The sequence below is a fragment of the Paracoccus fistulariae genome, from assembly GCF_028553785.1.
Lineage (GTDB): Bacteria > Pseudomonadota > Alphaproteobacteria > Rhodobacterales > Rhodobacteraceae > Paracoccus > Paracoccus fistulariae.
Map to the genome: position 1 here is coordinate 3,050,693 of NZ_CP067136.1, position 15,928 is coordinate 3,066,620.

Annotated in this window: 16 protein-coding genes and 1 tRNA gene; 8 read left to right on the forward strand and 9 right to left on the reverse strand. The window is 55.1% G+C overall.

All coding sequences use genetic code 11. From position 1 onward, the window contains the following. Positions 1-249: 249 nt before the first annotated feature. From JHX87_RS15090 to JHX87_RS15105, 4 genes are all read left to right on the forward strand, one after another. Positions 250-1,539, forward strand: a complete 1,290-nt coding sequence (locus JHX87_RS15090; RefSeq protein WP_271885406.1) for a tyrosine-type recombinase/integrase — start codon at positions 250-252, stop codon at positions 1,537-1,539. A 3-nt stretch (positions 1,540-1,542) separates the two neighbouring features. Then, positions 1,543-1,839, forward strand: a complete 297-nt coding sequence (locus JHX87_RS15095) for a hypothetical protein (RefSeq protein ID WP_271885405.1) — start codon at positions 1,543-1,545, stop codon at positions 1,837-1,839. A 205-nt stretch (positions 1,840-2,044) separates the two neighbouring features. Continuing rightward, a complete protein-coding gene (locus JHX87_RS15100; protein ID WP_271885404.1) occupies positions 2,045-2,395 on the forward strand; it encodes a hypothetical protein in 351 nt (116 codons plus the stop codon). Further along, complete coding sequence (locus JHX87_RS15105) at positions 2,382-2,930, forward strand: peptidoglycan-binding domain-containing protein (RefSeq protein WP_271885403.1); 549 nt, start codon at positions 2,382-2,384, stop codon at positions 2,928-2,930. The genes JHX87_RS15100 and JHX87_RS15105 overlap by 14 nt, the downstream gene beginning before the upstream one ends. A 1,319-nt stretch (positions 2,931-4,249) precedes the next feature. Here JHX87_RS15105 and JHX87_RS15110 read toward each other — a convergent pair. The 3 genes from JHX87_RS15110 to JHX87_RS15120 all read right to left on the reverse strand — a co-directional run bounded on the left by JHX87_RS15110 (position 4,250) and on the right by JHX87_RS15120 (position 5,503). After that, a complete protein-coding gene (locus JHX87_RS15110; RefSeq protein WP_271885402.1) occupies positions 4,250-4,660 on the reverse strand; it encodes a hypothetical protein in 411 nt (136 codons plus the stop codon). 236 nt (positions 4,661-4,896) lie between these two features. Then, positions 4,897-5,322, reverse strand: coding sequence for a hypothetical protein (locus JHX87_RS15115; RefSeq protein WP_271885401.1), 426 nt, complete (start codon positions 5,320-5,322; stop codon positions 4,897-4,899). A 37-nt stretch (positions 5,323-5,359) separates the two neighbouring features. Continuing rightward, positions 5,360-5,503 (reverse strand): hypothetical protein, encoded by a 144-nt coding sequence (locus JHX87_RS15120; protein ID WP_272833719.1) that lies wholly within the window; start codon positions 5,501-5,503, stop codon positions 5,360-5,362. A 172-nt stretch (positions 5,504-5,675) separates the two neighbouring features. Between JHX87_RS15120 and JHX87_RS15125 the strand changes: the two genes are divergently transcribed. Then, positions 5,676-6,305 (forward strand): recombinase family protein, encoded by a 630-nt coding sequence (locus JHX87_RS15125; RefSeq protein ID WP_271885400.1) that lies wholly within the window; start codon positions 5,676-5,678, stop codon positions 6,303-6,305. A gap of 261 nt (positions 6,306-6,566) precedes the next feature. Here the strand turns inward: JHX87_RS15125 and JHX87_RS15130 are convergent. From JHX87_RS15130 to JHX87_RS15155, 6 genes are all read right to left on the reverse strand, one after another. Then, a tRNA-Leu gene (locus JHX87_RS15130) sits at positions 6,567-6,651 on the reverse strand. A 101-nt stretch (positions 6,652-6,752) separates the two neighbouring features. Continuing rightward, a complete protein-coding gene (rocF, locus tag JHX87_RS15135; protein ID WP_271885399.1) occupies positions 6,753-7,673 on the reverse strand; it encodes an arginase in 921 nt (306 codons plus the stop codon). Positions 7,674-7,758: 85 nt separating this feature from the next. Continuing rightward, positions 7,759-9,846: a TonB-dependent receptor domain-containing protein gene (locus tag JHX87_RS15140; protein WP_271885398.1), complete on the reverse strand. Its 2,088-nt coding sequence runs from the start codon at positions 9,844-9,846 to the stop codon at positions 7,759-7,761. A 217-nt stretch (positions 9,847-10,063) separates the two neighbouring features. After that, positions 10,064-11,782, reverse strand: coding sequence for a methionine--tRNA ligase (gene metG / locus JHX87_RS15145; protein WP_271885397.1), 1,719 nt, complete (start codon positions 11,780-11,782; stop codon positions 10,064-10,066). Positions 11,783-11,852: 70 nt separating this feature from the next. Beyond that, positions 11,853-12,233, reverse strand: a complete 381-nt coding sequence (locus JHX87_RS15150; protein WP_271885396.1) for a carboxymuconolactone decarboxylase family protein — start codon at positions 12,231-12,233, stop codon at positions 11,853-11,855. Continuing rightward, positions 12,211-12,588 carry a MerR family transcriptional regulator gene (locus JHX87_RS15155; protein ID WP_271885395.1) on the reverse strand — a complete coding sequence of 126 codons (378 nt, stop codon included), beginning with the start codon at positions 12,586-12,588 and terminating at the stop codon, positions 12,211-12,213. The genes JHX87_RS15150 and JHX87_RS15155 overlap by 23 nt, the downstream gene beginning before the upstream one ends. 187 nt (positions 12,589-12,775) lie before the next feature. On the opposite strand from JHX87_RS15155, the gene JHX87_RS15160 reads away from it, so the two are divergent. From JHX87_RS15160 to nudC, 3 genes are all read left to right on the forward strand, one after another. Beyond that, a complete protein-coding gene (locus JHX87_RS15160) occupies positions 12,776-13,825 on the forward strand; it encodes a YjgN family protein (protein ID WP_271885394.1) in 1,050 nt (349 codons plus the stop codon). After that, positions 13,809-14,843, forward strand: coding sequence for a M48 family metallopeptidase (locus tag JHX87_RS15165; RefSeq protein ID WP_271885393.1), 1,035 nt, complete (start codon positions 13,809-13,811; stop codon positions 14,841-14,843). Before JHX87_RS15160 ends, JHX87_RS15165 begins: the two co-directional genes overlap by 17 nt. Positions 14,844-14,905: 62 nt before the next feature. Continuing rightward, positions 14,906-15,880, forward strand: a complete 975-nt coding sequence (gene nudC / locus JHX87_RS15170; protein WP_271885392.1) for an NAD(+) diphosphatase — start codon at positions 14,906-14,908, stop codon at positions 15,878-15,880. Positions 15,881-15,928 lie beyond the last annotated feature (48 nt).

Genomic DNA, 15,928 nt, shown 5'->3' on the forward strand with positions numbered 1-15,928 from the left:
GATCGATGCTGCACGTACAGCGATTGGTGGGAAGGTCCAGCATTGTTGATGCCAAGACGGCGCGCAGCGACAGGTCACTTCGGCGCTCATTTTTCAAGAGGAAAACAGCCTGCAGGGACGCGTGGCATAATCCGATGATATGGTGCGGGCGGCGGGATTCTGCGATTTGAAGCACTAACCCTATGAAACCCTTGCTTTCATTGTGCTTAGTAGGGCAAACCTGTGGGGAATACCTGTGGGGAATCAGCGATGAAACGCAAGAAGCACGGCCTGCCGCCCTATGTTGAGAGGCGTTATCAGACCTTCTACGCTGCGCTTGACGTGCCAAAAGGGGTTAGAGGCATTGTGGGCAAGAAGCGATTTGTTCAAAGCCTTAAGACCAGCGATATTCGCGCTGCGGAACGGATAGCAATGCAGGTTGTGGGTAGGTGGAAAGAGATCATCGAGAGAGCAAAGGGAAACACAGACCTGATCGAAAGCGCCGTTCTTCTTCGTCAGCTAAAAGAAATTAACCCTGAAATTGACGCTGACCAACTAGCCTACCAAGCCTACACACATCAAGTTCAGAAGAATCCCGGTGAGTGGCCTGTAACTGATGTTATCTCGCCGCAACATGGACAAGCCCTTTCCGTAGCAATGGGAGATTCCTTTCCTCTTGCTGTTCATATTTCTGACTATGAAAAATCCTTAACTCACGTTCAAGAACAGCACAAAGAGCGACAAGTTTCCGATGTTCGTAGGTTTGTGAAGAAGTTCCCTACTGCACAATCAGCTACAAATAGAGCAATCAGAGATTGGGTTGAGATACACCTTATCACAGAGAAGGAATTAGCTATCAGGACATGCAATAGGATCATAACAGCCTGTCGTGGTTACTGGAAATTCCTTCAAGACAGGAAGTCTCTTGATCTGCCTCCCCCTTTTGACAGGGTAGTACCTGCACAGAACAGAGTTCTAACACAGAAACAGATTGCCAGCGATCAGAGGCGATCCTTCACACCTGACGATTACAAGAAATTGCTCAAAGCAGCACAGGATGCAGGCGACAAAAACTTGGTGAATCTCATCAAAATTGGTGCTTATACAGGCTGCAGACGGGAAGAACTTTGCAGCTTGAAAGTTGATAACGTCAAGAAAGACAGAATCCAGATAGAAGATGCAAAGACACAAGCCGGTTGGAGGGACGTCCCCTTACATGACGCTATTCTTGATCTTGTCGCTACAATGAAAGAGGAAAGCAAAGATGGCTACCTGTTCTCTGGACTTGCTAATGGGAACAAGCACAAAAAGAGAGGTGATGCTATCGGTAAGAGGTTTACACGGCTAAAGACTTCTCTTGGCTATAGCAAGAACCACGTCTTTCACTCATTCAGGAAAGGCTTTGTGACGCTGTTTGAGAGTATCGGACCAGAGGCAGAGGTGGTGCTTGCAAGAACCATTGGCCACAAGATCACTACGATGTCGTACGGCTTGTATAGTAGTGGTGGCGTCACTTTCGAGGCTAAGAAAGAGTACATCAACAAGATCAGTTGGGAGTAGGGAATGAGACCTTTTGTTTTTAACTTATTTTTGGCATCGTTGCTAATAGTCAGTGGATGCTCCGAGCAGCCAAAAGCCAGCATAATAGGCTTTGATGGTAGCGTGGTAAAAATGGGAATATCCAACCACGGCGCTAAACTTGTCTCTACTCCAACCTTCAGACGCTCGATTACTGAACCTAGAGCCGTTAAGTTTTGTATTGATAAAGGCTTTAGTGGAGCAACCTATCAACAAGAGATCACTGAACAGAGTTACGCGCTTGGGCCGCAGTTTCGACATATCGCCTACCTTTGCGAGTAACCCAGCGGTGCAGACTTGCCAGAAAGCGCCGCAGCAGCGCCAAGGTCAATTATGAACAGGGTGGGCGTCGGCATATCCTTAAAGCCGCTGTATGAGCGTTACAGAGCCTCTCAGAGCCATTGAAGAACTGGTAGACTGAATAGCCAGATCATCTTAGAGTGCCAGATACTTCTGGAATCAACATGCACGACAAATCGGGAATAAGATGGAAAACCTCAAGCATCTACTCACTCAGAGAGAGGAAATAGACAGAAAGATCGCTGCGGACGCAGAAGAACAAGTTGCAGAGATAAAGACACTACTTGAACATCTTTGTAAGGTTACCGGAAAGAACATGTATGAACTTCTTTCGCTTAAAGAACCTGTAAAGACAAGAAATAGAAAGAAAGCAAGCAACCAAGACACACCCGAAAACGGAGAATGGAAGAAATTTAAGAAGGAAAATGACGGAAAGGCCTTTATGGTCGATGGTGAAAGCATCACCTTGAAGAATAAAGGCCCCAACAACAATAAACTTTACTCTGCATGGAAAAGAGGCTCACTTGTCGAAGATTGAACTCAAAGAACTTACCTTTCTTGCGTTTGCACTGCCCGCCTTAATCGCCGCCACAGAGGCAAGCTCGCAGGTAGATCATGGAACCATAGCAGGACATTTTGTTGCTCAACAGAAGCTAGAATTTATGGGCTACGATGTAGGTAAGGCAGATGCGATAATAGGGCCAAAGACACTTGAGGCGATAAGGAAAGATGCGGAACTTAAGGGCTACGAAGCTTCGATGGAAAAATTTCAGGAATTTTACATTGGCGAAGTGATCCGTGGAAGCAAACCCTACGATAACGAAGAAGTTAAGAAGAGGATTACGGAAGCAGTTGGTGAAAAACTGTTAGACCCTTACAGCGCGGTCTATGATAATTGGAGGATTCTTCCATCAGGTGCAATTTGCGTAGACGTTAACGCCAAGAACACTTATGGAGCCTTTACAGGATCAACGCCGTACTATGCTACGGTAATTTTTAATACTGTGATGATCCCTTTCCATGATGAGAATCTTAATTTCTGGAGTTGTTACCTAGATCCTAGAGGACCCTAATTTGGCCTCTTATGGGCGCTTAAACGCTTATAGCCCCCTCCTACCCAAGAGCCCACCAAAGCCGCTGTGCGAGCGTTACAGTGCCTCTCAGGGCCTATCCCTGACCTAAACTGACAAAGCTCTAACAGGATCACCAATGAACTTCCGGTATGCTGGCTTCCCATCGTCAAGAATAGCGTCTTTAACCGTACACCCGTAGCTTTCCTGACAGTACCTGTTCACGATCTTTGCAATGTTCGGTTTGTCGCGGTTCAGGCTGTCTTTGGGTAGCTTGCCTAGCATTGACCCTTTCTCAGCGCCTAACAGCCTTGGGTCCAGAAGCATATTCCTGGTAGCCGCATGACTCCCTGATGCTGCTTCCAGCAGCCCTTGTATCAGGTGTGTACGCTTGTCCTTTGTCATTCGGGTAAGGTCGTGAAGTAGCCAAGAAGCCCTATGGTAGTGATCTTCTGAACGCTTAGCATTCTCACGTCTACGACAAGTCCTTGAAGCGTTCTTCTGACACTTGGTAGAACAGTATCTTTGATTTGTTCTTTTTTTAGTGAAGGTATCGTTACAGACGGAACAGATTAAAGTGATATAAGTCATAAAAAATCCAATCAAAAAAAAGGCCCCCTAGGCCAAATTGGAAAAGCCTAGGGGTTTACATCCACTCCAAGGAGCGTGGAATGAGGTTTGAGAGGCGGCACAATCCACCTCCGCAATTATATAAGAGACAGAAGTGCTAATACGAGCGCAGCGGACAGGTGTGTCCTTGACTCACGATCTAACGATCTATTAGCTACAAATAAATAAAGAAGATAGGGGCAAAGCCCAATACTGTAGTGCCTGCACTATAGCCTCTATTAATCTACAAATAAGTAATACAGATTATTGTAGCTATCAACACTATAGTCAGTTGCGATAGACTGTTGTGAGGCTATGCCGAACAAGAGGCGAGGAAGCGATAGCTTCCGAGAAGTGCAATACTTAAGTTTTAGAAACTACAGTATGACTAAACTACAGTAGTTTTATTTAATAACATATAAGTAATTAATTCAAACTGTAGAGAGGAAAACTTTAGTATTACCCCCTACCCCCATTATGTAGGGTGCCATGTTTGGTTTTGCAAGGCTTATCATGTCAGAATAATCAAATGACGTTACGTCACATTGCATTTTTATTATTGACTGTGACATTTATGCAACACATTACAGGTTGGTCAGAGACGGCAAATTCTTGCTCATTATCGCCTAATATCAGGTTGTTACGCTGGTTTCCACAGTTTTTGCCGCCCCATTACTTGCTTTACGTAGGGTTAACTTTGCGCTCGCCGAGCGTCAATGAATTGTTTTGATTAGATTTTCTGGTACTTCATCGTGACTTCCATCATTGTATGTAGAACCGTATTCTGTGGTTACCCTAGGCTTTTTCTTGTCTGTCTTGACTGTCCTGAACGATAAGAGGGAATTGGGCAACCAAAGACGATAAGTATTTTCTTCTTTTGGGTACTTGAAGAGAACTCCGAACTTCAACAGTTGCAACAGAATCTCAATGTCATACTTCCCTTCCTTTACTTTGAATTTATTGGGGCCGTATGCCATGTATGATCCTAGAGCGATTTTTGTAGACTCGTTGTTTGGTAGCTGATACTTCTCGATCAGTTCATCAACCAGATTCCCTGTCGGTAGGTTCGATGGCGTAAACTTTTCTTCGTAGATGATAATTGATTCATTGTTTGTATTTGTCATTTTGTGTATTCCTTCTCTCAAAATCGGTTAACCAAAAAAGTGTAGAGTAATCTTCTTTGATAATTCTTTGTCTAAAAGGCCCTAGTTCTTCTTTCTTCAAGCAACTAAGGCATAGTGAATAGTGGACCTTCCCATCCCAGAAGGGCTTTTCTCTACAGCCGATCTTTATGCATTGAGGACTATATTTCCTTTCCCACGGATGATAAGTGTGTTGCCTCCGGTTCAGTGTAGCTACGTTAGTCATGGGTAGCCTTCCCCGGATCAGTGGTTTTTTTGCCTTTCTTGTCTTTCAGGTAGGTGTAGTCATAAAAACCGTTAGAGGGCATTTCTATCCCTACCCGTGCCCACTCTCTGAACGATCTAGAGCGTATGCTACGGGTGTCAGTCTCAACGCTACGAAGTTTGGCAAATTTGCGGATAGGTTCCGGTCTCCACGAATAGTGCTGACTATCCATAGCGCGAGTAGTCATAAGCCTGTCTGGATTGTAGCCCATCTTCACTAACAGCCTTGCACCGTCATATGCAGGTGAGTTGACTAATCCGATTAGCTGACCATCCACGAAGATAGCATATTTAGACTTTCTGTCTTGTTTGTCAGAAGGGAGGGTCTCATAAGTTCTGATTTTGTACTCAACGACTATTAAATCTTCTTTTTTCTCCATCTTGTTTCCTAAAATTAAAAAATTCCCTTCCGGGCGATCATCCCAGAAAGGTTAAAAATTCATTTATCTGAATGTAAGGTAGATCAGCATTGCCGATCATGTCGTCTCTCGCCTGACGTGGTGCAGGGTTAGACGCTTTACCTATATAATCACGATCATCACATTTTGCAAGATCAGCCATGTCAGGTATTGACATTTCTTTCAGCGCTAACGGCGTAACGAATCGACTATCCGTAAGGGTATACCTCTACATACAGCCTCACTTGTGCCAGTAAGCGTGTCCATAAGGGTTGTAATGTCTATACGGACATGTCTATATAAGGACAGAACCTTTACGGACAGGAATCACCCTCATGCAGACCATCCTCTACGCCCGTGTCTCTACCCAAGACCAAACCAGTATCCATCAGAAGGCCCAAGCAGAGAAAGCAGGCTTCAAGATTGACAGAGTTGTAGCTGACGAAGGCGTTAGTGGGGTCTCTGTTGCCTTTGCGGATCGTCCAGAGGCTAGACGGCTCTTTGACATGCTAAGACCAGGTGACGTGCTGGTAGTCCGTTGGGTTGATCGTCTTGGCAGGAACTATGACGATGTGACCAACACAATTCGTAGCCTTATGGCACAAGGCATTATTGTCAGGACTGTGATTAACAACTTCACGTTTGACGGCTCAACGAAAGACCCTGTGCAGAAGGCCGTTAGGGATAGCCTCATTGCCTTTATGGCTGCTACTGCCCAAGCCCAAGCCGAAGCGACTAAGGAAGCACAGAAAGCCGGTATCGCTCATGCCAAGGGGCAAGAAGGCAAATATCTAGGGCGCAAGCCTTCCTATGATCGACAGACCTTCAACGCTGTTCTTGATGCTCTGCAAGGCTCTGCAACTGTTTCCGAGATTGCCCGGACACACAACTTGTCACGTCAGGCTGTCTTGAGGATCAGGGACAATACTGAACAGGTTGAGGCAGCACTAGCCAAATGGTCTTGACTTCTTTGTAGCAATGTGAATGGCGGGATTCTTCTTAGGGTCCCCCCAGAAAATCAGGTAGGCCCCCCTGATTCGTGTGGGTAGGCCCTCACATTTCCAAAATAAAACAAAAAGTTAGTATGTCTCTATAGGAATTTCCTTAGGGACCAAGCCAGATTCTACAAAAAAAATGACAGACCTTGCATGGTAGGACAAACCTGTGGGGAATACCTGTGGGGAAGGCATCCATCAAGTCACTGATTTTAAACAGTAATAGGGTGATGGTGCGGGCGGCGGGAGTCGAACCCGCACGGGCCAGGCCCTAGCGATTTTAAGTCGCTTGTGTCTACCGTTCCACCACGCCCGCAAGGGTTGGGATAATCCCGCCCCATCTGCTGTCGCTAACCAAGCCGTCGGGGATTGGCAAGTCAAACCCCGGCCCGGCATCCGCACCGGCCCGGGGGTGCGTCAATAGCTGCGGGTCGGGCGGTCAAAGACCTTGCGGCCCATCAGGCTGCCGACCAGATCCACCATCAGCTTGGCGGTGCGGCCGCGTTCGTCCAGAAACGGGTTCAGCTCGACCAGATCCAGCGAGGTGACAAGCTGGGATTCGTGCAAAAGCTCCATCACCAGATGCGCCTCGCGGAAGGTGGTGCCGCCGGGAACGGTGGTGCCGACCGCCGGGGCGATCGAGGGGTCGAGGAAATCGACATCCAGCGACACATGCAGCAGGCCATTGGCGGCGCGGACCTTGTCCAGAAAGGCGCGCAGCGGCGCGACAATGCCCTGTTCGTCCAGAACGCGCATGTCGTTCACGGCGATATCGCTTTCCTGCATCGCGGCATGTTCGGCCGGATCGACGCTGCGGATCCCGAACATGCAGATATTCTCGCCGGGCACCGGGGCGGGGAAGGGCGGAAAGGGATCAAAGCCCGGGCGGCCATTGGCATAGGCCATCGGCGTGCCATGCAGATTGCCCGAGGTGGTGGACTCGACCGTGTGAAAATCGCTATGCGCGTCCAGCCAGATCACGAAAAGCGGGCGGTTCACGCTGGCCGCATAGGCCGCAACGCCCGCGACCGAGCCAAGCGCCAGCGAATGATCGCCGCCCATGATGATCGGCATGCCGTCGGCCATGGCGGATTGGGTGGCCTCGCGCAATGCGCTGGTCCAGGCGATGGTTTCGGGCAGGTGATGCACGGCATTATTGGTGCAGGTTTCATCGCCAAGGGGCGAGGGGGTGACGTCGCCGCGATCCTCGACCGTATGGCCAAGCGATGACATGGTGCTGGCCAGACCTGCGGTCCGGTAAGCGGCAGGCCCCATCAGGCAGCCCGGGCGGCGCTGGCCTTCGTCAATCGGGGCGCCCAACAGAATGCAATGGGTCATTGCGGCTCCTTCTCTGGATTTCGCCCACCATAAGAACACCCCGCCGGTGAAGTCCACAGGCGAGGTGCGTTCCGCGTTTTCCGGATCAGAATTCGGCGGTCAGCCCGACCCAGAAGCTGCGCCCTTCCAGTACGGTATTCGCATCCGCCGCGATCAATTCCTTGTCGAACAGGTTATAGATCGCCGCATTCAGCGTCGCATAGTCGCTGACCCGGTAATTCGCGCCGATATCGACCGTGGTATAGGCGTCATATTCATAGGCCAGCACATTGCCATCGCTGTCCCATGCCGTGGGCGTGCCATTGGTGCCTGTCCGCGCACCGGCGTTGACTTCCTTGCCGTGATAATTCAGCGCCGCCCAGCTATCCAGCCCATCCACGGGCGTGATCCATTCGCCGCGCAGGTTCAGCATATGCTTGGGCGTACGCTCCAAGGGCAGGCCGCGATAATCGCCGGTCAGCTGCTCGGAATCGGTATAGGTGTAGTTCGCCCGCACCAGCACGTCGTCGGTGATGTCCCAACGTCCGGTCAGCTCGACGCCCTGCAACCGGGCCTTGCCGACGTTGTAAAACTCCCACCGGTTATAGGTGTTGCCATCGACGACGATCGGAGTGTCGGTATTGCGGCTTTCGATCTTGTTTTCGAACCTGGTGCGGAACAGCGTGCCGCCCAGCTCGAAATTGCCGCCATGATACAGGGCGGCCAATTCGATATTGGTGCTTTCTTCCGGGTTCAGATCCGGGTTCGACACGATGACCCCCGCCCCGCGCTGCGTTGTGTAGTAATAGCCGGGAACCACGGAACGCAGATCCGGCGCGCGGTAGCCGGTGGAGATGCCGCCCTTGATGGTCAGGGCCTGGGTCGCGTTCCAGACGGCATAGATCCGGGGGGTGACATGGCTTCCGAACTCTTCGTGATCGTTATAGCGAAGGCCCAGCGTCAGCGCGAAATCGTCGCGGATCTGCCATTCATCCTCGGCAAAGACAGCCCATTGCGCCGCGGAATAGCGATAGGTCTGGCCATCCTGCAGTCCCGGGTTCTGATCGAACAGCCGCGCGTCGAAATACTGCCCGCCATAGGTCAGGCGGTGTTCCCCGTTCCAGTTGACCGGGGTGTTGAATTTGGCGTCGAAAACGCGGTTCTCGATCTTTGGTGCGCGGTCGGAATAGATGAAGCCGCCGGTGCCGTCGCCGGATCCGCGCATGCGCCGACCGGTTTCGCGGGAATAAGACAGATCCGCCGTGGTTGCGCCCCAATTCCCCGAATAGGACAGGACCGCCTGACGCCGTTTGTTTTCCTGGAACGTGTCGGTATAGGGATTGCCGTTGAAATCGTCGATATCCTCGATCGTCTTGCCGATGCGGCCCGTATCCTCCAGATGGGTGATGCTGCCTTCCAGATAGATCTTGTGATCGGGGTTGATCGCATAGCTCAGCCGCGCGCCGACATCCTGCAGGTCGCGCCCCTGCAGCCCGCCAATGACCTCGGCCTCGGAGCGGTCCAGATTGCGTCCCCAAAGCTGCAGGCCGATGGTGTCGCGGATCAGCGGCCCGCTGAGATAGAAGCTCTGCTGCCGGGTCGAGCTGTATTTGTCATCCTGCGGCACGGTGAATTCGGCCGTGACAGATCCGCTCCAGACATCCGCCACCGGCTTGGTGATGATATTGACGACGCCGCCCATCGCGTCAGAGCCGTAAAGCGACGACATCGGGCCGCGCACGACCTCGATCCGTTCGATGGCCGAGACGGGCGGGATGAAGCTTTGTTCAAAGCCGGCGCTGCCATTGACCCGCGATTCCCGCGTGCCCTGACGCTTACCATCCACCAGGATCAGCGTGTACTGCCCCGACAGGCCGCGGATGTAGATGTCTTCGCTGTTGCTCTGGCCGGTGGTCACGACACCCTGCACCTGCTCCAGCGCGTCCGACAGGCTGGTCACGCTGCCCTTGGCCAGCTCTTCGCCGCTGATCACGCTGACACTGGCGGGGGCGTCCTCGACCAACTGTTCGAACCCGCTGGCCGTAATCGTGATCTCATCCAGCAGATAAGGGTCATCCGCCGCTTGCGCCAGCGCGATGGTCGGCGTGGTCAGCGCGGTCACGGTAAGCAGCGTCGCCCGCAGCCGAAGCGGATGGCGGGACATGTAAAAGCGGGCCGGATGTCTTGTCGGCATGAGGATTTCCCTTTGGCAGAGTGCTGAAATTTCTGCCTGGGACAGCGGACAAGAGGAGGGATCGCATACCTGGGTAATTCAGTCGGGATTACCTCGGCTTTGCACAGGCTGCAAGTCGCAAACCGGTCAAATCCGGGTGTCAGCGGTCTGAAATTGCGCAGTATTCTGATGATCTTGCCCGCGCCCCTGCCTGCTGGCCGGGCGGGGTGCGGCGGAATTAGCTGCGCGATCCCTGAAAGCGTTGCGCCCATTCCTCGCGCTGTTCATCGCTGATCTTGGCGAAGAGGACATCTGGCACGGCAAAGCCGTGACCAACCGGCAGAAGGCTGAGCGCCGCGGCCACATCCTCGGGCCAGTCGCGGTTTTCGGTCTGCATTGCCGCCAGCATCTTATCCGCCGCGAAGGGAATGAAGGGCGCCGAGAGGACGGCGTAAAGCCGGATCAGGTTCAGGCCCAGACGAACCTGCATCGCGGCCCGTTCGGGGTCAGTTTTGAAGGTGGACCAGGGCGCAGCGCTTTGCAGATATTCGTTGCCCTGCACCCAGATGGCGCGCAGTTCGGCGGCGGCCTTGCGCACCTCCATCGCCTGCATGAAGCCCTCATAGGCGCGAATGCGGGTCGTCAGCGCCTGGATCAACGCAGTCTCTTCGGGGCCATGCTCGCCGCCTTCGGGAACGATCTCGCCGAATTTCGAGCGGCAGAATTTGGTGATGCGGCTGACGAAATTGCCCAGAACATCGGCCAGATCCTTGTTCACCGATTGCTGGAAATTCTCCCATGTAAATTCGCTGTCGCCGGATTCGGGTGCGTGGCTGAGCAGCCACCAGCGCCAGTAATCGGCGGGCAGGATCTCCAGCGCGTCATCCATGAACACGCCACGCCCCTGGCTGGTGCTGAACTGACCGCCATCATAGGTCAGATAGTTGAAGGATTTGATGTAATCGACCAGCTTCCACGGCTCGCCCGAGCCGATGATCGTCGCGGGAAAGCCCAGCGTGTGGAAGGGAACGTTATCCTTGCCCATGAACTGGGTATAGGTCACATCCTCGGCCCCCTCATCCTTGCGCCACCAGCGGCGCCACTCGGCATCGGGCTTTCCATGCGCATCGGACCATTCGGCGGTTGCGCCGATATATTCGATGGGGGCGTCGAACCAGACGTAAAAGACCTTGCCCTGCATGCCCGGCCATTCCTGATCACCGCGCTTCACCGGAATGCCCCAATGCAGATCGCGGGTGATGCCGCGATCTTGCAGCCCGTCACCGTCATTCAGCCATTTGCGCGCAATCGAGGTGGTCAGAATCGGCCAGTCGGTCTTGCTGTCGATCCAGTCGCTGATTTCGCCCTTCAGCGCCGATTGGCGCAGATAAAGATGCTTGGTCTCGCGCACTTCCAGATTGGTACTGCCGCTGATGGCGCTGCGCGGGTCGATCAGATCGGTCGGATCCAACTGCTTGGTGCAGTTCTCGCATTGATCGCCGCGCGCCTTTTCATAGCCGCAATTCGGGCAGGTGCCCTCGATATATCGGTCGGGCAGGAAGCGGCCATCATCGATGGAATAGACCTGCTTTTCGCTGACTTCGCGGATGAAGTCATGATCGGCCAGCTTGCCCGCGAAATGCTGGGTCAGCGCGTGGTTGCGCTGACTGGAAGAGCGGCCGTAATGGTCAAAGGACAGCCCGAACCCGCGTGCCAGTTCGCTTTGCTCGCCATGCATCCGGGCGCAATATTCCGCGACAGGTTCGCCGGTCTTGGCGGCGGCCAGTTCGGCCGGGGTGCCATGTTCGTCCGTGGCGCAGATGAACATCACCTCATTGCCCCGCGCCCGCAGATAGCGGGCGAAGAGATCGGCAGGCAATTGGGATCCCACGAGGTTCCCAAGATGCTTGATGCCATTGATATAGGGCAGGGCAGAGGTGATGAGGTGGCGTGCCATGATGCGTCCTTGTCAGTCGGCGTTTATCTAGCCTTGATGCACGGTGAAGAAAAGGACCAGCCGCGACAGGTCAGCTATGTTCACCCGCAAAGACCTCTTTCGCGGCGAAAAGCCCGTTCAGCGCGGCGGGAAAGCCCGCATAGACGGCCATCTGCATCAGGATCTCGGTAATCTCCTGCCGGGTCAGGCCGACATTCAGCCCCGCCTGGATATGCACTTTCAGTTGCGGCGTGGCGGTGCCCATCGCCGCCAGCGCGGCAATCGTGGCGATCTCGCGGTCGCGCAGGTTCAGCCCGTCGCGCGAATAGATATCGCCAAAGGGAAATTCCAGCAGATAGGTGGCGAAATCCGGGGCGATATCGGCCAGCGCCTCGATCACCGCCTGCCCGGCATCGCCATCGATCCGCGCCAACTGGCGCTGGCCGCGCTCATATCTCGTCTCGCTTTGCATGATCTGTCCTTTCCTGATCGTAGCTGGCAATCTTGCTGTCCAGAACGGAAAGGGTGGCCTGCAATTCCGCGATCTGCGCGATGACCAGATCGCGGCGCCTGCGCAGTATCGCGGCGCGCTGCGGCCCGGTCTGCGTCCCCTGTTGGCGCAGCCTTGCATAATGCAGCATGTCCTGTATCGGCATGCCCGCCGCTTTCATATGGCCAATGAAGGTGATCCAGACCAGCGCATCCGCCCCGTAATCGCGATGCCCCGCCGCGTCGCGAAGCGCGGGCGGCATCAGCCCGATCCGTTCGTAATAGCGGATCGTATGCGCGCTGCGCCCACTGCGCCGGGCAAGTTCGGCAATCTTCATGGCAACCTTTCCCGTCAGACGCCAGCGAGGCTAACGGTTAGAGCACGCTCTAAGTCAAGCGATCCGCTGAGGATTATCGGCCTCACATTTGGCAAATATGAAATTCTCGTGTTTCAGGGGGTTCCTGACATTCGCGTGATCAGATAAGGCGCCGAATATCGCGTTAAACATTCAGGAATTTTTATAAATGGAACCCACAACTGAACAGCATCAGATCCGCTTTACCGGTGATGCCAAGACATATTTCGGAATCTGGATTGTCAATATTCTGTTGTCCATCGTGACGCTGGGCATTTATTCGGCATGGGCCAAGGTCCGCACGCAGCGCTACTTCAACCAGAATACGCTGATCGACGATCGCCGCTTTGACTATCACGCGACAGGCAAGCAATTGCTGATCGGGCGGCTTCTGGTCGTGCTGTTCCTGATCCTGACAGCGGTGCCCGTGCTGGGTGCTGTCCTGCTGCTGGGACTGATCGTCGCCTTGCCCTGGCTGATCAACCGCTCACTGGCATTCCACGCGCGGATGACCAGCTTTTCCGGCGTGCGCTTCGGCTTCGATGGCAGCTACGGGCGGGCCTTTCTGGTCTTCATGCTTTATCCGCTGCTGTCTGTCCTGACGCTGTTTCTTTTCACCCCCTTCCTGAGCCGCGCTTCACATCGCTATGTGCTGAACAACGCGCGCTATGGGACGGCTCGTTTCGGCTTTGACAGCCCGATTGGCCCGTTCTACGCCGCGTTCCTGCTGTCGGCCTTGACGGGTGTGGCGCTGGCCTGCATCGCGTTCATCGCGCTTGGCGGCGTCGGGATGTACCAGCAGTTCATGCTTGCCGTGCAATATGGGGCCACGCCTCAGGCCGGCTCGGAAATGATCATTCTTGTGCTCTATGCCTCTTTGTTCATCGGGCTTTTGCCGGCGGGCTTCATCTATCAGGCATTTCTGCGCAACGCGGTCTATTCCAATATCACGCTGCAGGGCGGGCATCGTTTCGTCTCGACCGTCAAGCCGCTGCACATGGTCTGGATCGCCATGTCCAACGCGGTTCTGTCCGTGATCAGCCTAGGTCTGCTGTATCCGTGGGCGAAAGTCCGCATGGCCCGCTATCTGGCAGATTCCACGCAGGTGAAGGTCGCAGGCTCGTTCGACGTCTTCGTCGGGATCGAGGAAGGCAAGGTCACCTCGGTGGGCGATGCCTATACCGATATCGAGGGCATCGATCTTGGCCTCGCCGTCTGACGTTGCAGGCGCCGCGAGAGGGCATGCCTTCGCGGCGCGATCCTCGCGGCGGATTGCGGCACGGCTGGTCTGGCAGAATAGTAGCGCAAAGCTGCTTGATGAGGTTGGCGACCTGCTGGTGCAGGGTGTCGTCCAGCGGGTCGAGCAGATGCCGGGCGGCCCGGTTCTGGTTCATTTGCCACAGGGCTGGCTGTTCGAGGCGGATCGGAATGCCGCGCTGGACGGCTTGTCCGCCCCGCGCCCGGATGCCTGGATCAGCCGGTTGGAGGCCTTTCACCCAAGGCTGATCGCGGTGGCGCTTGCCTGCCTGCTTGGCGCCTATTCCATCTGGCGGTGGGGGCTTGATCTGATCGTCGCGCTTGCCATGGCGGTCACGCCCGAGCTTCCCGTCAAGGGGATGGATCAAAGCAGCCTGTTCATGCTGGATCGACTGATGGCCGATGAAAGCCGGATCCCGGCCGGTCGGCAGGCAGAGGTTCAAGCCATCTTCGACCAGTTGACGGATCAAGTGCCGGATGCGCCCTGGGGCGATTATCGGCTGGAATTCCGCGATATGCCCGATATCGGGCCGAACGCCTTCGCGATGCCTGCGGGCACCATTGTCATCACCGATCAATTGCTTGACGAATTTTCGCAAGACGATGTCATCGCAGGCGTGCTGGCGCACGAGTTGGCCCATGTCCATGAACGTCACGTGTTGCGGCAACTGTATCGCGCGGGCAGCAGCTATCTTCTGATCGCCCTGATTGCAGGCGATCCGGGGCCGTTCCTGCAGGATATGCTGCTGGAGGGGAACGCGCTGATGTCCCTGTCCTATTCCCGCAGGCAAGAAGCGCAGGCGGATGCGCTTGGCACTGCCACCGCGGGGGCGGCGGGCTATGACGCCGCGGCGCTTGCGATGTTCTTTGAACGGCTGCAGCGCGATTATGGCGATGGCGACCTGGGCTGGCTGTCGACGCATCCGGGGATGGAGGAGCGCATCCTCAGGATCAGAAATCGGGCGCGACCGTCACCGTGACGGCGGCGCTTGCAGCCGCAGGCGATCGCGGGCAACCTGCCGGAATGATACCTGAATCCGACGTGACATTCGCTGGCAGCTTTCTGGACCGCGCCGACCGGCTGCGTGCCGATGCCGCAGGAATCCGCCGCATGCTGGACGATCCCGCCAGCCTTGTTCTGCCCTTCTGGCATGGCAAGGCGCTGTTTGATCTGACCGCGCATGGTCCGCGCCTGGCTTGGATCTCTGCGGCCGACCGGCTGATCGCGGATTGCCCCGAGCCGCCGATCTTCATGGGGCTGGATCCGGGCGGTCTGCCTCATTTCGCGGCTGATCTCTCCTATATCGCGCCGCCGGATGAAGCGCCGTCAGAGTTTGTCGACCAGCGTACGCTGGATCTGTCCGAGACGCGGAAATTCTTCGAATTGCGCGCCGTCATGGGTGAGATCGACCACCGCGATGCCGGGATCGCGGCAGCGGCCAAGGGGATATTCGAATGGCGGCTGACGCATGGTTTCTGCGCCAATTGCGGGGGCCGCAACCGGGTGGCCCATGCCGGCTGGCGCTTTGACTGCCCGGATTGCGGGCGGCTGCATTTCCCGCGCACCGATCCGGTGGTGATCATGCTGATCCTCGATGGCGACCGGGTTCTGATGGGTCGCAATGCGAACTGGCCCGAGGGGATGTATTCGCTGCTGGCCGGCTTCATGGAGCCGGGCGAGACGGTGGAAGAGGCCGTCCGCCGCGAGGTGCACGAGGAATCGGGCATCCGCGTGGGCGAGGTGCGCTATGTCACCTCTCAGCCCTGGCCGTTTCCGGCCTCGCTGATGATCGGCTGCGCCGGGCAGGCCGAAACGCGTGAGATCACCCTTGATCCGCATGAGCTGGAAGATGCGATCTGGGTCAGCAAGGAAGAGATGGCGCAGGCCCTTGCCGGGCAGCATCCCCGCATCGCGCCAGCGCGCAAGGGGGCCGTGGCGCAGGTGATCCTGCGGGCCTGGGTCGATGGGGTGGTACCGGGGTTCCAGAACGCGCCTTCATTCGAACGTCAGGCATGAAAAAAGCCGCCCCAAGGGAGGGCGGCCATTACAGCGTGCGTCAATGCA

Coding starts and splice junctions, on each gene's coding strand:
- JHX87_RS15090 (WP_271885406.1), top strand. CDS start 250: ATGAAACGCAAGAAGCACGGCCTGCCGCCCTATGTTGAGAGGCGTTAT.
- JHX87_RS15095 (WP_271885405.1), top strand. CDS start 1,543: ATGAGACCTTTTGTTTTTAACTTATTTTTGGCATCGTTGCTAATAGTC.
- JHX87_RS15100 (WP_271885404.1), top strand. CDS start 2,045: ATGGAAAACCTCAAGCATCTACTCACTCAGAGAGAGGAAATAGACAGA.
- JHX87_RS15110 (WP_271885402.1), bottom strand. CDS start 4,660: ATGACAAATACAAACAATGAATCAATTATCATCTACGAAGAAAAGTTT.
- JHX87_RS15115 (WP_271885401.1), bottom strand. CDS start 5,322: ATGGAGAAAAAAGAAGATTTAATAGTCGTTGAGTACAAAATCAGAACT.
- JHX87_RS15120 (WP_272833719.1), bottom strand. CDS start 5,503: ATGGCTGATCTTGCAAAATGTGATGATCGTGATTATATAGGTAAAGCG.
- JHX87_RS15125 (WP_271885400.1), top strand. CDS start 5,676: ATGCAGACCATCCTCTACGCCCGTGTCTCTACCCAAGACCAAACCAGT.
- rocF (WP_271885399.1), bottom strand. CDS start 7,673: ATGACCCATTGCATTCTGTTGGGCGCCCCGATTGACGAAGGCCAGCGC.
- JHX87_RS15140 (WP_271885398.1), bottom strand. CDS start 9,846: ATGCCGACAAGACATCCGGCCCGCTTTTACATGTCCCGCCATCCGCTT.
- metG (WP_271885397.1), bottom strand. CDS start 11,782: ATGGCACGCCACCTCATCACCTCTGCCCTGCCCTATATCAATGGCATC.
- JHX87_RS15150 (WP_271885396.1), bottom strand. CDS start 12,233: ATGCAAAGCGAGACGAGATATGAGCGCGGCCAGCGCCAGTTGGCGCGG.
- JHX87_RS15155 (WP_271885395.1), bottom strand. CDS start 12,588: ATGAAGATTGCCGAACTTGCCCGGCGCAGTGGGCGCAGCGCGCATACG.
- JHX87_RS15160 (WP_271885394.1), top strand. CDS start 12,776: ATGGAACCCACAACTGAACAGCATCAGATCCGCTTTACCGGTGATGCC.